Source organism: Sphingobacterium sp. UBA1897 (genome assembly GCF_002337775.1).
Lineage (GTDB): Bacteria > Bacteroidota > Bacteroidia > Sphingobacteriales > Sphingobacteriaceae > Sphingobacterium > Sphingobacterium siyangense.
The window spans coordinates 280,588-297,018 of sequence record NZ_DDGR01000031.1; the positions used below are offsets into that span (position 1 = coordinate 280,588).

The 16,431-nt window shown below is 38.5% G+C and carries 8 protein-coding genes, 1 tRNA gene and 1 riboswitch; of the genes, 4 read left to right on the forward strand and 5 right to left on the reverse strand.

From position 1 onward, the window contains the following. Positions 1-12 precede the first annotated feature (12 nt). The 3 genes from B4N43_RS21925 to B4N43_RS21935 form a co-directional block, all read right to left on the reverse strand. Entirely contained in the window at positions 13-1,056 is a 1,044-nt protein-coding gene (locus B4N43_RS21925; protein WP_286736201.1) for a homoserine O-acetyltransferase family protein, read from the reverse strand. Between the two features lie 32 nt (positions 1,057-1,088). Beyond that, positions 1,089-2,399, reverse strand: coding sequence for an O-acetylhomoserine aminocarboxypropyltransferase/cysteine synthase family protein (locus B4N43_RS21930; protein ID WP_088162035.1), 1,311 nt, complete (start codon positions 2,397-2,399; stop codon positions 1,089-1,091). Between the two features lie 255 nt (positions 2,400-2,654). Beyond that, positions 2,655-2,767: riboswitch (SAM riboswitch) on the reverse strand. A gap of 181 nt (positions 2,768-2,948) precedes the next feature. Further along, a complete protein-coding gene (locus tag B4N43_RS21935; protein WP_286736202.1) occupies positions 2,949-4,976 on the reverse strand; it encodes an FUSC family protein in 2,028 nt (675 codons plus the stop codon). Positions 4,977-5,319: 343 nt separating this feature from the next. Between B4N43_RS21935 and B4N43_RS21940 the strand changes: the two genes are divergently transcribed. Beyond that, positions 5,320-7,770, forward strand: coding sequence for a TonB-dependent receptor (locus B4N43_RS21940; protein ID WP_286736203.1), 2,451 nt, complete (start codon positions 5,320-5,322; stop codon positions 7,768-7,770). Between the two features lie 106 nt (positions 7,771-7,876). On the opposite strand, the gene B4N43_RS21945 is transcribed toward B4N43_RS21940, so the two are convergent. Together B4N43_RS21945 and B4N43_RS21950 are read right to left on the reverse strand one after the other, a co-directional pair. Next, positions 7,877-10,066 carry a glutamine synthetase III gene (locus tag B4N43_RS21945; RefSeq protein ID WP_088162032.1) on the reverse strand — a complete coding sequence of 730 codons (2,190 nt, stop codon included), beginning with the start codon at positions 10,064-10,066 and terminating at the stop codon, positions 7,877-7,879. Between the two features lie 175 nt (positions 10,067-10,241). Continuing rightward, entirely contained in the window at positions 10,242-13,061 is a 2,820-nt protein-coding gene (locus tag B4N43_RS21950) for a S9 family peptidase (protein WP_286736204.1), read from the reverse strand. A 94-nt stretch (positions 13,062-13,155) separates the two neighbouring features. On the opposite strand from B4N43_RS21950, the gene B4N43_RS21955 reads away from it, so the two are divergent. The 3 genes from B4N43_RS21955 to B4N43_RS21965 all read left to right on the forward strand — a co-directional run bounded on the left by B4N43_RS21955 (position 13,156) and on the right by B4N43_RS21965 (position 16,008). Next, on the forward strand, positions 13,156-13,893 hold the full coding sequence (locus tag B4N43_RS21955) for an SIMPL domain-containing protein (protein WP_088162030.1): 738 nt from the start codon (positions 13,156-13,158) through the stop codon (positions 13,891-13,893). Positions 13,894-14,007: 114 nt separating this feature from the next. Continuing rightward, positions 14,008-14,087, forward strand: a tRNA-Leu gene (locus tag B4N43_RS21960). A gap of 607 nt (positions 14,088-14,694) precedes the next feature. Next, positions 14,695-16,008, forward strand: a complete 1,314-nt coding sequence (locus tag B4N43_RS21965; RefSeq protein ID WP_286736205.1) for a PDZ domain-containing protein — start codon at positions 14,695-14,697, stop codon at positions 16,006-16,008. Positions 16,009-16,431: the final 423 nt, after the last annotated feature.

Genomic DNA, 16,431 nt, shown 5'->3' on the forward strand with positions numbered 1-16,431 from the left:
TTATTTATTCTCTTATACTAATTCGTTGATGTATTCTTTTTGTTTCCGCAGAAAGCTGCTGATGATTTTCGTGAGTTTTTTTGTTTCGATCAAAAACCCATCGTGGCCATAAGTAGATTCGATCTCCTGATAGTGGGCATTCGGAATATGTTGAGCGATGAATTGTTGCTCTTGTGGAGGAAACAACAAATCTGTATTGACGCTCAGCACTAAAGTTGGACAGTCGATGCTCGCTAAAGCGGATTCGATAGATTTTCTTCCACGACCTAAATTATGGCTGTCCATTGCTTTGGTTAGGAAGTAATAGCTGTACGCATTATAGCGTTTTACCAATTTTTCACCCTGATAGTTTTGATAGGAGGATGCTTTATAATGATCGAGTTTTTCGTTATCATCCTCCTTTTGTGTGTTGGCATACGTTGTATAGTTGCGGTAAGACAACAGTGCCATAGCGCGTGCAACTTTTAGACCCTTAGCTCCGCCATCGGGATGATTCGCATAAAAGGTTCGATCAGTAGTAATGGCAAGACGTTGACTTTCATTGAATGCAATACCCCATGGTGAATGGACGGCATTTGTTCCAACGACGATTAGATGGTTGATGGCTATACTGTGTGATACGGCCCATTCCAATGCTTGTTGACCGCCCAATGAGCCCCCAATAAGGATCTCTATTTGTTTGATATCCAGGTGGTCTGCAAGAAATTGATGTGCGTTGATCAAATCTCTTACTGTAAATTCAGGAAAAGATAGGTAGTAAGGCTGTCCAGTAGCTGGGTTTACAGATAGCGGATTACTGCTATTATATGCTGATCCTATGACATTGGCGCAGATAATATAATAATCGTTTGAATCAAATAATTCACCTGTTCCAAAAAGACCTGACCACCAATCCAGTACATCTGCATTGGCCGTTAGTGCATGGCAAACCCAGATCACATTACTGCGATCAGCGTTGGGTTTGCCAAATGTTTCATAACTGATTTGTAAATCAGTAAGCTCTCTTCCATTTTCAAATACAAAAGGCTCCGGGTGCAGATAAATATGCTTACTCATTTTACGTTTAAGTTTAAGCCGAAAAAATCTGATTATTTAATTTTATCAAAAGCTTGTTGTAAATCAGCTTTGATGTCATCAATATGTTCTATTCCTACAGAAAGACGTAATAAACCTTTGAACACTCCAGCATTGGCTTGATCTTCATCACTCAATTGTTGGTGAGTAGTCGCTGCTGGATGGATAATCAATGACTTCGTATCACCGACGTTGGCCAGGTGACTGATCAATTCTAAGCTGTCGATAAAGCTATTGGCCTTTTGTGCTGCGTCACCTTTGAGCTGGAAAGAAAGCACTGCACCATAGCCATTTTTAAGGTATTTTTGTGCGTTAGCGAAGCTCGGAGAGCTTTTTAAGCCCGGATAGTTTACTTTTTCTACCTGTGGATGCGCCTCAAGCCATTTAGCTATCTCTAAAGTGTTGTCTACATGGCGTTGCACCCGCAAAGACAGGGTTTCAAGTCCTTGTAGTAATAAGAATGAATTGAAAGGGGAGAGTGCTGGTCCGAAATCCCGAAGCCCTTCCACACGTGCCCGAATGGCAAATTGAATATTTCCAAACGGTCCGCCTTCACCGAAAACTTCGGAAAAAACTAAGCCATGATAGCCTTCAGATGGTTCGGAAAATTGAGGGTATTTTCCATTGCCCCAATTGTAGTTTCCGCCGTCGACGATGACACCACCAATGCTTGTACCATGTCCACCGATCCATTTAGTAGCCGATTCAACCACCACATTCGCACCATACTCCAAAGGTTTAAATAAATATCCCCCAGCTCCAAAAGTATTATCGACGATTAACGGTAAGTCATATTTTTTTGCTACTGCAGCAATTTTCTCAAAGTCTGGAATATTGAAACTTGGGTTTCCAATTGTTTCAACATAGATGGCCTTTGTTTTATCATCAATGAGGGCTTCAATTTTATCTGCCTCGGCGTCCGTTGCAAATCGAGCTTCGATGCCCAGACGTTTAAAAGAAACTTTAAACTGGTTGAATGTACCGCCGTATAAGTTGGATCCGGCAACAAAATTGTCACCACTTTCCAAGATATTATTTAATGCAATAAACTGTGCCGCCTGGCCAGATGCGACAGCAACAGCCGCGACTCCACCTTCCAGTGCCGCAATACGTTGTTCGAAAACATCCGTGGTAGGATTCATAATCCGTGTATAAATATTGCCGAACTGCTTTAATGCAAATAAGTTTGCGCCGTGTTCGGCATTTTCAAATACAAAAGATGTTGTTTGATATATAGGAACTGCTCTAGATCCCGTAGTAGGGTCAGCGACTTGGCCAGCGTGAACCTGAAGAGTTTCGAATTTTAAATTTTTGTTTGAAGACATAATATATCAGATTTTAAGGGTTCAAAAAGAAATTGCTAAGTAAAAAGAGAAGCATACACACCTCCTTGAAGGGTCTGTTAAATCTTTATCCAAGAAAAAGGAAATGATTCTTAACAAGCGTGGAAGTGCATATGCATACGCATTCGCATCAATACAGTTGTATGATGGCTTACACTTTCGCTTATCGTGCGGCTCACTTGTGTTGAACCTGAATTTTTAATGGACTTCAGTAGTTTAATAATCATTGTCTTATGTTATTTATATGCTCCAAAACGATATTGTTTTGGACAGGAATTGGCACCTTTTCAAACAAATTGAAGGTTGCCAGTGGGTCATTGAGCCAGTCTCTCGCCACTTCTTTATAAATCAAGACCTACTGATTAAGGGAGGTGTTGATTAGAAATCTTCTTTCGAAGACGATACAAATATAAACTCTTTTTTTATTAAAGCAAAAGAAAAGCTGTTTTTTAGTTAAAGGAATTTTGAATAACATACCGATCGGATCGCATATTGTCCGATGAAACTTGATAAGTAACTGCCAATCGGGTATTACGATTTCTTTAAGTTGATCCGTTCTGCAATTTGATTTAAATCTGTTAAAAGAGGTTTAAGTGCATCAATTCTACTATGGATATCATACGTCAGGTGGTGATTCGTCTTTTTGTTTAACGATAGCGAAAGACCCACCAAATGGGAGTTGACCTGATAAGAGAGTGCCTGAAAATGGTGTATATGTGACCAATCCATCCATTTGTGTTCGGGTTCTTTTTTCATTTGATTGATAGCGTCTGAAAACAGGGCCATGGCAGTCTGCGCTTTTTTTCTAGCCAGTCGTATATCAAACGAACTTTGTCTCTCGTCCGACAGACGGTTATTGATGATCTGGAAATAATGTTCGTTGTAAAGGGATACTTCTTTTGCCAGCTGAACCATGCCTGTGCTCTGGCGTACGGGGATCAAGAAATAACCTGCTATAGCCAAGAATGCTCCAATGAGTGTGAAAAGTATTCGGCTGCCTAAAATGAGATTGATATTGCCTTCAAACAAATTGAGCGCAATTACAATTCCCAAGGTAATAAAGATGACACTGACCATATAATTAGATCGATTGAATAAAAAGAATCCGAAAAGACCTAATGCAGCTATGGTAAGAAGAGCCGGGAGAAAATGAATAGCAATTAAGCAGAATATGCCAACGATTATACCCGAGAATGTGCCTACAATACGCTCTATATTACGCTTTTTTGTCATTGAAAATGCTGGTCTGGCAACAATAGCGATCGTCAGTAAGATCCAATAGGTATATTTAAAATCTAAAAATAAAATACCGATCAATGCGCCTGTTCCAAAAAGAAGAGCCATCCGAACGGCAAATCGAAAAAGCGGGTTATTCAGATGGAGTTTACTTTTTAGATCAGCAAGATTGCGCAAAGGTCGATTGATAAATTGTTGGTACTCACTGCTGTCAATCTTATCCTGGATTTCCTGATTTTGATAAAAAGCCACCTGAATTCGGTTGAGCACTTCAATAATTGCTTCGATGTTGCTTATGATCGAACATAATATACTTTTTGCTTGACCGGCCTGCTCTTCTTGAATTTCTTTTAAATCCTGTAAGAGGGCATTAATTTTAAAGTTATTGTGATATAATTGATGTGCATACCGAAACCTCTTGTTAGGTTGTGAAAAGCTATCAATTTCTAAAGCTAATAATTTGATTGTTTGACGGATTAAAGGGAGGCTGCCCGTGTCTGCAAGGTTTTTGCGAATCGCATCATAATCGTGATCAAGTGCAATAATTAACTCATGGAGGTCAATTAACCCATAAACTTGACTGAGCCAATAATTGCTTTTATGCCACTGTTGGCTTATGATTTTTTTTTCTCGAAAAAGAAGCGACCTGATTTTTTCCTGCTGTTCGCTGATCTGGCCATGAATTTTGCCTACGCGACTGTACGTTATATTCAAAGGAATATCGGGATCGTAAGACTGGGATCGTATCAATAGAAATTGGGATAATCCATGAAAACCATTGGCCATCGCATGTTTTAGCGAGCGATAAGGTTGTATATAGGCCTGTAAAAGGCTAAAAAAGTAATATATAATGGATCCTGTTGTAATCTGTAAACTAACTGCAAGGGGGTGTTGCGGGGCCATTCCGATCACAAAACTCATGAGAATCAATGTCATGTTTCCAATTGCAGCATAACGAGCTCCAAAAATACCGTATAACGTACATATAAAACCGGCCGCCGCTAGCAATATAACCAAGGGCCAATGATACGGAAATACAATCGCTGTAAACAATGATGCAACGAAAAAGGTGGGAATACATACGAGAGCAGAAGAAAGTTTATCCTTTCTGTTTCCAGGAGGATCTGTGAGTGTTGTTAATAACGATCCGACACCGATTCCAATTGCCGTGCTCGCTTGCGCTCCCAATAAGTAGATCGCTAAACTTGGCAAGATGCTGATGGAAACATTACGTAATGCGTCTCCAGAATGCTCGCCATGCATAAATCGTATCATAAGGATATAAATACGGTAGAATCTTTTCTTCAATGATACAGTGCTCATTAATCAGTTTACTAATTTTCTGTGTAAAAATACAAATATTATGCTTAATATTTTTTGTATACAATTTATTTGTTTTGATTTTTGTTTATTTTTTGAATTTTTATTTTGATTCGATGTGCTTTTCTTGCGCTGTGCTTTTTGGAGATTCAAGATTAGCTGGGATGATTGTATCGGCTTTAGCATCGATCAGTGAGGGATATGGTTTACCGATGTTATTTGGTTGTCTACCGAGTGAATCGGACGATCTATCTATTTCTACTAGTCAACGTGTAATGAATACACGAGGTTTGTTGTCATTATTATGAAGTTGACTATCTAATCGATAGCCTAAAGAAATTACATTATGAAACCACAAAAAATTAAATTGCTCTTATTTTCTCTTATTTTATTCCTGTTTTCTATTGCCGGACCCGTTTCAGCACAGTCTGACGGCGGAAGATTACGTACAGTCGTTGTTGGACAAGACAACCAGCCTATTGTGGCTGCAAATATTTCACTATTTCGGAAGCCCAATGATATCTTGTTAAAAGGAACTTTATCCAACGAAAATGGAGAAATTGTGTTATCTGCGATTCCCGAGGGCAAGTATAGCCTACAGGTGTCCACGGTAGGGTATGCTGTTTATCGTTCTGCTGAAATGGTCGTAAGTACGGGAGATCTCAAGGTGCTGGATACGATTCGTTTACAAGTGGAAAGTAAAGTGTTGAGTGAGGCGCAGGTGATCGGTAAGAAGCCATTGATTGAAAGTCATCTCGATAAAGTTGTCCTCAATGTCGAAAACAGTATTTTGGCAACAGGGAATAATGCATTGGAGCTCCTGCAGAAGGTTCCAGGAGTAACTTTAGACAACAAAAAGATCAATCTACGTGGAAAAAGTAATGTGATTATCATGATTGATGGTAAGCCTACTTATCTTTCTGCTGATGAAGTATCGCGATTATTGGAAAATACGGCTTCCAATGCAATAGCGTCGATCGAAGTACTGACCAATCCACCCGCAAAATACGATGCCGCAGGGAATGCAGGAATTATTAATATTAAGACAAAGAAGAATACGCAATTTGGAAGTAATGTTAGTTTAAACCTCAATTTAGGGCAGGGTAAATATACAAAGGCGGATGGTGGCTTTTTAATAAACCATCGTAACAATTGGGTGAACTTATTTTCTTCCTATAACTACGCAAATGCCTTAGGATTTAATGATTTAGATATCGATAGGGCTGTAGATACCAAAACCGGGACGACTTTTTTTAATTCGGATTCTTATTCGAAATTCCGTTATCGAGGCCATAATTTCAAATTTGCGGCAGATTTTAACCTGGGGAAAGAGGAGGTCATTGGATTTGTGGTTAACGGTAACGTAAGTAATGGCCATTCAACACGCGAGGGAAGCAATCTGATCGCCTCTCAAAAAGGAAAGCTTGATTCGATTGTATTAGGAAGCAATTTGTCAGATTTTAAATACCATTACCTCACTTATAATCTTAACTATAAAAAGACATTTGATACCTTAGGGACTGAATTGACCGCTAATGGGGATTATTCATATTCGAAAAATAATGACAATAGCACTGTTGGAAACCGTTTTTTTGACGCAAATTGGGCGGAATTTAAATCACCGAATATTTTCCGGAATGATATGCTTTCTAAGACAAAAATATTAGTTTTTAAAACCGATTTTGCGCATCCTTTTAATAAAACGACGAAACTTGAGGCGGGCCTAAAATATAGCCGCGTAAAAACAGATAATAATTTGTTGTATGAAGATCAGGATCAGCAAGGCGAGTTTGTGCAAAATAATGGTCAAAGTAATCAGTTTTTGTATAATGAAAATATAGCTGCAGCTTATTTCAGCCTAAATAAATCGTTCGGAAAGTTTTCGGTACAAACTGGACTACGTGTTGAAAATACGAGCTCCCTGGGAAATTCAGTTACGCTAGGGCAACAAACAAAACGGACCTATACCGATTTTTTCCCATCAATATTTGTACAGCAACAGATTAATGATAATCACAAGCTTGGTGCGAGTTATAGCAGGCGTATTGACCGCCCTGATTATGGGTCATTGAATCCCTTTGTGTATTATTTGGATCAATACACGTATCAGTATGGCAACCCTTATTTAAATCCACAATATACTAATTCGTATGAAGTAAATTATACTTTTAAAGATCGCTATTTATTGAGTTTGGGCTACAAGAGGACCAACGATGCCATCACCCAGGTCATAGAAAGCAATTCGGAGACCAAAGCTATTGCACAGACAGACCGAAACCTGGCTTATTTTGATTATTACAACATGAATGTCAATATACCAGTTAAGCTTTTTAAATGGTGGAGTATTTCTAACAATGCCAGCGCTTTTTATAATAAGTTTAGTTTTGATGAGCACTCCGGAGCGCAACGCCAATTGGAAAAGTTATCTTTCCAGGTAAGTTCCAATCATGATATTCGAATTGGGGAAACAACAAATCTGGAGCTGACAGCCAATTATTTTTCGCCAGCAGTTTATGGGGTATTTAGTTTTCAGTCTTACTATGGTATCGATCTAGGGGCTGGAAAAACATTTCTCGACAAAAAATTGAATGTGAAGTTGGCTGTAAATGATGTGTTGAATACAAGAGGTCAGCGCAGATTGTCGAGTTATCAGGAAAATGGATACTATCGTATACGAAATGGATATGATAGTCGGGTTATCCGATTGTCAGTTTCTTATCGTTTTGGTAATATGAATATTAAGTCAGTCAATAAGAAGGCTGGTAATAATGATGAAGATAATCGATTAAAAAAATAGGAGCTACTGTTGTATGGGGAGAGAAGGAGCGAGAGATAGCGAACGTTTCCCTAAAACAAAAAGAGCCTGCGATATCGCAGGCTCTTTTTGTTTTAGGGAAGTTATCTTAACTTAAAAATAAGATCTCTCTCAATTTTGGAAGAGGCCATTTTTTGTCATCAACAATTTTCTCCAATTTGTTGACATGATAACGGATCACATCGAAATATGGTTTAACCGATTCATCGTAAGCGATTGATCTTTCACGTACGTCATCAATTTGGTTTGCTTTTTTACGTTCCTGACGCATTGCTTCAGCTTGCTCCAGAATGGTATTTACGTGTGTTGAAATACGTTCTACAAAGTTCAATTGAGAGCTGAACGCCGCCTGCGCTAGACCAAGGTCTTTCAATCCTTTGACATTTTCAATCAATTCGTTTTGATAAATGAAACATGCAGGAGCAATTTGGTTGTTAACCATCTCTTCGATGACACGCGCCTCAATTTGTAATTTTTTATAGAAGTTTTCAAGCAAGATTTCGTGGCGAGCTTCTGATTCACGTTTAGTATAAATACCTAGTGATTCAAACAGGGCTAAAGATTCTTCTTTTACATAAACATCTAATGCTTTAGGCGTAGATTTGATGTTAGAAAGACCACGTGCCTCAGCTTCTTTTTCCCACTCTTCGCTATATCCATTGCCTTCGAAACGGATTGCTTTTGAATCTTTGATGTATTTGCGGACAACATTTAAGATCGCAAGATCCTTTTTAATGCCTTTTTTGATTTGTTTATCTACTTCCGTTTTGAACTCGATCAATTGTGCTGCAACGATTGCATTCAACACGGTCATCGGTAAAGCAGAGTTTGCAGAAGAACCAACAGCACGGAATTCAAACTTGTTACCAGTAAAAGCAAATGGTGAGGTACGGTTCCGGTCTGTATTGTCCAATTTTAACTCAGGAACTTTAGGGATACCATGCCATAAGTTTGCCTCTGCTTTTACTTTTTTAGCAACACGAGCAGATTCAACTTCTTCCAAAAGCTCATCCAATTGAGAACCTAAGAAAATTGAAATAATTGCTGGTGGAGCCTCATTTGCACCTAGGCGGTGATCGTTGCTTGCACTAGCGATAGAAGCGCGCATCAAATCAGCATATTCATAAACAGCTTTAATGGTGTTGACAAAGAAAGTCAAGAACATCAAATTGTTTTTAGGCGTTTTTCCAGGAGATAATAAATTTACACCGGTATTTGTGATTAAAGACCAGTTGTTGTGTTTACCAGATCCGTTGACACCGGAGTATGGTTTTTCATGCAACAATACTTTGAAGTTGTGTCTTAAAGCAACTTGTTCCATGACATTCATCAACAATTGGTTGTGATCGATAGCCAAGTTGATTTCTTCGTACATTGGAGCACATTCAAATTGAGAAGGTGCAACTTCGTTGTGACGAGTCTTTAAAGGAATACCTAATTTTAAAGCCTCATTTTCCAAATCCACCATGTAAGCTAATACGCGCTCTGGAATAGCACCAAAATAGTGGTCTTCCAATTGTTGGCCTTTTGCCGACATATGGCCAAATAACGTACGGCCAGTTAACTGAAGATCTGGACGAGCATTATATAAGGAAAGGTCAACCAAGAAATACTCTTGTTCAATACCAAGAGAAGCGTTTACTTTAGTGACCGATTTATCAAAATATTGAGCAACATCTGTTGCAGCTTTATCTACTGCGTTGATCGCTTTCAATAAAGGAGCTTTATAGTCTAATGATTCACCCGTATAGGAAACAAAAACTGTTGGAATACATAATGTTTTACCAGCGCCTGTTTCGTAAATGAAGGCAGGAGAAGATGGATCCCAAGCTGTATAACCTCTAGCTTCGAACGTATTACGGATACCACCATTTGGGAAAGAAGATGCATCGGGTTCTTGTTGAACTAATGCGTCAGCTGTAAATTTTTCAATTGCTTCACCGTTTTCGTCTGGCTCAAAAAAAGCATCATGTTTTTCAGCAGTCGAACCTGTCAGCGGTTGAAACCAGTGTGTGTAGTGAGAAACGCCGTGGTTAAGTGCCCAAGTTTTCATGGCCTGTGAAATGTGTTCAGCCAAATCTCTTGAAATAATCTGTCCCTCTTCAATGGATGCAACTAACTCCTTGTATGAATTTTTAGGAAGGTAGTCTTTCATTTTGTTTACGGAAAAAACATTCTTTCCGTAGATGTCAGTTGCTTTTTTAGTTTCAACTTTTTCAAATGAAGCAATTTGGCGTGAGCCTGCTGCTTCTACTGCTTTGAATCTTAGGTTCGACATTTGTATTTTGTAGTTAAATTACAGTTTTGTTGATTTTGTTTTTCAAAAATATTGTGTTTTTATTGAAAACTGAAATTTTTTTTGATGTTTTTTGTGAAATAATTCAAAAATTATGGTTTTTGGCTAATAAAAAAGGTGTGATTTGTATAAATCACACCTTTTTTATTGTTTTGTATTACAATTCGAATCCCCAGTCTATTCCTTTTTCGGTGGCAGGTACTCCTTTCTTCATCCAAGCAGGGGCGGGGGCACCTTTTAGGAAATGATCGAAGAATTGCTGTTCCCGAATTTGTATATCCTTGCGGTTTTGTCGGAGTATGAGGTTATGTTCGTCACCATTATAATTCAGCATCCATACAGGTTTGTTTAATCGGCGCAATGCAGTAAACATTTCAATGCCTTGATACCATGGTACGGCCCCATCATTGTCATTGGCCATAATGACAACGGGAGTTTTAACTTTATCCAAATGGAATAAAGGTGAATTTTCGATGTACAGTTCCGGAGCTTCCCATAGGGTTTTTCCGATGCGGCTTTGTGTATGTTCGTATTGGAATTGACGCGACATACCGGTCTGCCAGCGTATTCCGCCATAGGCAGATGTCATGTTGACAACAGGAGCGCCAGTCCAAGCTGCAGCATACATGTTGGTCCGCGTAATGAGGTGAGCCACTTGATAGCCGCCCCAACTTTGACCCTGTATTCCCATTTTCGTACTATCAACCCATGCATTCTGAGCGAGGTATCTCATCCCCGAATTGATGTATTCTTCCGCTGATTGACCAGGGTGACCTGTTTTGTAGCTTATATTTGGTGCAAATACAAGGTATTCGTTACTTACAAAATAGGGGATGTTCAAACGTGATGGTGTAGGGGCAGGAGGTTGATATGTATATAATCCATCGGAAAGCTTTTCATAGAAGTAAGCTATAATGGGATATTTTTTTGCAGGATCAAAATTTTCTGGTTTATAAAGAATTCCCTCCGCCTGATTTCCTTCAGGCGTTGTCCAATGAACAAGTTCTGCTGTACCCCAATTGTAATTAGCCTGTTGGGGGTTAATATTGGATAGCTGTAATTCGTCTTTGAACTTGATGGTATTGGTGTAGATATTAGGTGAATTCATATAATCCTCTTTACTGTACAGGATCGTTTGTTGATCTGCCGAAGAGCTGATATTCTTGAACGTTTTTGCTTCTACCAAAAGACTTTTAGGATCGCTATGCTGTCCCTTGAACTGGTAGAAACCAGACTCTTTGGTTTTATTGTCAAAAGACGTTAGAAAACCACCCTTTTTATAGTCAAGTGTAGTGGCTTGTTCGCGATCCTCTTCTCTTTTTAAAGGCAAGTAGCGGAAAGTTGTCTGTGATGCAGCTCCATAGCCGTTCGTCAAGATGGATTTGCTGGAACCGTCCAAGTTAAAATACCAGATATCATATCTCGAATTGACGTAAATCCCTTTAAAGTCTGGGCTCCATGCTGCCATGCCGTATCCTTGTGCTGAGGTAGGCATATCATTTTCTTCGTCCGCAAAGGACGCAGGTATACCGTCGTTTAGAACTGTCTTTTTCTTTGAACTAACCTGATAGGAATTCCAGGTTCCTTTATCTTGGTCGAAATATACGATGTATTTTGCGTCAGGACTTAAGATTGCATTTCCCGAAAAGTCTGAAAGGATTAACTCTTTATTTCCTGTTTTTGTCGAAACCAGATAGATGTCATCTCTTGTTCTACCTTCCCATTGGCTTGCGATGCGCTTGCCAAAATCAGTACGCGCTAAGATATACTCTTCATTTCCGTCCGGTGTAAGTGCGGTGGAGTTGAATGTTTGATCCGTCAGGGGGATAATGTTACGGTTGTATTTGGGGTAAGTGACCGCTAAGAAGTTTCTTGCAAGGTCTTTCTTTAAATTTACCAACTGCATGGGTTGTAAATAATCGTCTTGCCAGTTCCAAACGTCTACTTTAGCATGCTCAAAATCAACCAAAGTGGTGTCTTTAACACGCGGTATTGGTGCTATGCCGAAAAATAACTTCTCTCCATTTTTGCTGAAACGGATATCCCCATCCCCGCTAACAGCCCAGTTTTTAGGTATACCATTGCTGGTTTTTGTTGCAAGATATTGGGCTGTATCTATACCATTTGAATAGTAATATAAATTATAATTTTTCAGCAATGCCTTTTCATTGGAGAGATCCCCTAGGTAAGCGAGCTGATTGCCTGATTCATCAAATTTGAAATTTTTATAATTGCCTTTTCCATTTGATATTTTTTTAAGCTTTTTAGTTGCTATTTCGTAGAGGTAGACTCCAGATTCTTTTGACAGGCTATCTTTCGAATCCGTTTTTTTTGAAAAAACAATTTTTGATCCGTTTTTATTCCATTCGTATTGATCTACGGATGAAAATTGTACCGAATCACCGGAATTTAAATCATATAAAGCAAGCGTTGCAACCGTTTTTTTCTTTTTATCGCTGCTTTTCTTTGCTGATGTGGCATCATTAACCGCTTTTGTTTCAGATTTCTCATTTATTTCCTTGTCGAAAAGAAAAGAGACGAAATTGTTGTTTTGATCGGCAATTTTGTAGGATTTTACCTGCGCAAATTTGACAAGGGATGAAGTTGTTAAATTGTAGATCGCCAATGAATCTTTTGGGAGTTCTTCGGCTTTCTTCTTTTTGATTTTGGCTTCTCGGGTTACGGCGAATGGCGCTTTGACCAAACTTAGCAGATGGTTTTCGGTATCTGTCAGTTTTCCATTATATCCACGGGGAATTTGAATGAGTTCTTTGTTTTCTTTGGTTTTTAGAAAAAGCTTATTATCGCCTTCTTGTGGAACGACCTGGAACAGGACAAATTTTCCCGATTTACTGATATAGGGCGATGATACGCTTTGCCAACTATCATATACCGTATGATCCAATGGTTTCTTTTGTGCATGGGCAGCGAATGCTGCCAGAAAACAAAATGGAATACAGATACTTTTCTTATTCATATTTTAAACCTTTTTGTCGCAATTTATTCATAAAAAATAAATAAACATCGATTTTTTGGTATATTCATTGTTACGTAAACATAAAAAACTGGTTATGAAATCATCATCCGCTGTTATTATTTCGATTATAATGGGCGCTGTGCTCTTGCTTGGCACCTGGATATTGGGTACAGCTTATCGTTATAAGTTTAAATCGACGCAGACAATCACTGTTAATGGTAATGCCAAAAAAGATTTCGAATCTGATCTAGTCAAATGGAGTGCTACTTTTAGCCGAAAGAATTATGAATTGAGTGCTGCTTCAGCACAACTGGCCACAGATCGTGATTTGGTGCGGGATTTTTTAGTGCAACAAGGGGTTAAAGCCGACGAAATCCGTTTCGAGGCCGTTAATATTGCCAAAGATTTCGAATATCATACAGATGGAAAGGGGAATGGTTATAATACTTTTTCCGGTTATACATTATCGCAGGCCGTAAGTGTCGAATCCAAAGACTTAAATAAAGTGGACAATGCGTCACGAGAAATATCGACATTAATTTCCAAAGGGATAGAACTTAGCTCCAGCACCCCCAATTATTATTACTCCAAGCTAGAGGATCTGAAATTAGAACTTATTTCACAGGCTTCAAAAAATGCACATCAACGTGCAGAAAATATTGCAAAGGAATCGAATGCCGGATTAGGTAATCTGGTAAAGGCCGATCTCGGAATTTTTCAGATAACAGGACAAAACGACAACGAAGAGTACTCTTCTGGCGGTGCATTTAATACAACCTCAAGAAAAAAAACAGCTAATATCACGGTTAAAGCAAGTTTTTTGAGTAACTAATGAAAAATTATTCGACTGAATTTCAGTTCTATATTGGTTTTCATTGAAAATTTGTTCAAAAAGTTTTCTCCTTTTCAATAAAAAACCTACTTTTGCATCATCCCAAACGGATATGCCCGGATGGCGGAATTGGTAGACGCGCTGGTCTCAAACACCAGTGGGAAACCGTGCCGGTTCGACTCCGGCTCCGGGTACTAAAAGCCTCTTTACTTACTGTAAAGAGGCTTTTTTTGTGCGTCTATGCTGCATCTGACCTGAAGATCGCCTCAAGTTCCGGATTATAGCTAATCAAGGTAGATACTAAAACGGATAGATCCTAATATCAACTTATATCTAATAACAATTTTCAATCATTCTTTAGACAGTGATCAGTCAGTGCTTATTCAATTTGTACTGAATGATCACTGAACAATCACTGAACGAGCACTGAGCAAGCACTGAATAAGCACTGTCTAAAAATCTAATTTGGTCACTATTTGATTCTAAGGTGCTGCAGCTATTGCTTGTTCTTTGGTGTTTCTTCGCTTATTGTAGCTACTTTCATTAGACCTTCCTCGGTATTCGTTTGCCGTTTCTTTGGTATTTCTTTGTTTATTCTTTGGTATTTTAACGATAAAACAGCAATAAAACAGCAAAGAAATAGCACAGAAACGGTAAAGTAGGTGTAATCTTGAACCAGACTTGTAGATAAGAAAGATAAATTGACTACCGTAGAATTGGTAATAAGATGGGCTTTTTTTTATAAACGTTCTTTAATCTGAATATTCTTGTTTAAATTGGAAATACCAAATATAAACTTGGATGAAAACAGTTTTTTTATCGCTGGCACTGCTGTGTTTTTTCATTACTCATGGGCAAGTGGGGTTTGTCTTAAACGGAAAAAAGAATGTTAAAATTCCTTTTCTTTTCGTACATAACCTGGTGATTATACCTGTACAGGTGAATGGATATATGATGAACTTCCTGTTGGATACGGGGGTTAAAGAAACCATGATATTTGGCGAAACATTAAAGTCAATTGATAGCGCTGTTTTTGTTAATAAATTTCAGGGATTGGGCAGGGAAGAGGGGTTGGATGGCTATTTATCCATACATAATCAGGTGAATATTGCTGGGGTATATGAAGATTTAGATCAACCGATCTATATTCTTCAAAATGCGCATATTGATATCTCTACCCGGATAGGAGTGGAAGTTAATGGAATTATGGGAAGTCGCTTTTTTGAAAACCAAATGATGGAAATGGATTTTCAAAAACATCGTATTACCTTATATGCCAAGGCGAACCGACCCAAGGGACTTGACAAGATGCAGCGTTTGCCGCTGGATATTTTAAATAGTCGTCCCTATACTTCGGTTGCTTTTAAACAGGGGGATGTTTCTATTGATGGTCGTGTATTGATCGATATGGGAAATAGCGATGCCTTAATGCTTATTCCTTCAAAGCTAAACAATTTTGATATTAAGCCTCCGTTTATTGATGACTACATAGGGCAGGGATTTAACGGTGAGATTTATGGAAAAAGAAATCGAATCCGATCGCTCGAACTTGGGCCGTTTACAATGAATTACCCCTTGGTAGCCTATCCTGAATTGAGTTCGTTACAGCATGCAACATTTGTGAGCGAAAGAATAGGTTCCATTGGAAACGAGTTGTTACGCCGATTCAAGGTCGTATTCGATTATCCCAACAAGTCGATATATCTTCATAAGAATAAAGATTTTGATCGCTTTTATTATCTGAATATGAGTGGTTTGGAGATTATACATGATGGTATTAAATACGAAAAAGAAGAAATACCTGTTGTTCTGCAAAAAGATGGCGGTACAGAGGTAAGAATGGGTAACAGCGTACAGTATCGCTTTGTACTTCGAAATATGTACAAAATTGCGACTGTTCGTGATGGTTCGCCTGCGGCAATCGCAGGACTAATACCCGGAGATAAGGTTGTACGGATCAATGGTAGAGCTGCATCGTCATTTTCCCTGGAGTCAATTCACAATCTTTTTAAATCAGAAGAGGGAAAGGAAATGCATTTTCGAGTGACCAGAGGCGAGAAGACACTCGACTTTAAATTTGTGTTAAAGGATCCGCTTCCATTTAACTCGGATTAAATTTTTGCTAATTTTGCTATTTTAAACTGAACTTACTTATATTTGCACTTGATAATAATATTTTAATAATTTAAACACGAAAAGATATGTTGGTCGCTAGAATAATAACACAGCAAGCTTTTAAGGCAAATGGATTTGTCGAAAGCAATCTTCGTGCTTTTCGTTTTATTTAAGATATTCTTCGAAATAGGAGTGCATCGTGTCTGTTCAATCCGCTGGAGTGAATAACAGGTCGCTTTACTTCTTTTGAAAAACCAATTTATACAGATGAAAAAGCCGAAGTTCATTCGGGCTTTTTAATTTTCCGGATTTTCGTTTCTATTTAGATAGTCAAAGCTCTTCAGGGCTGCAGCGTTTTTGAAAAACAGGTGCGTTCGACTCTATAGGAGTAATTGACTGTGCATTAAGAAAAAATGCTTAATA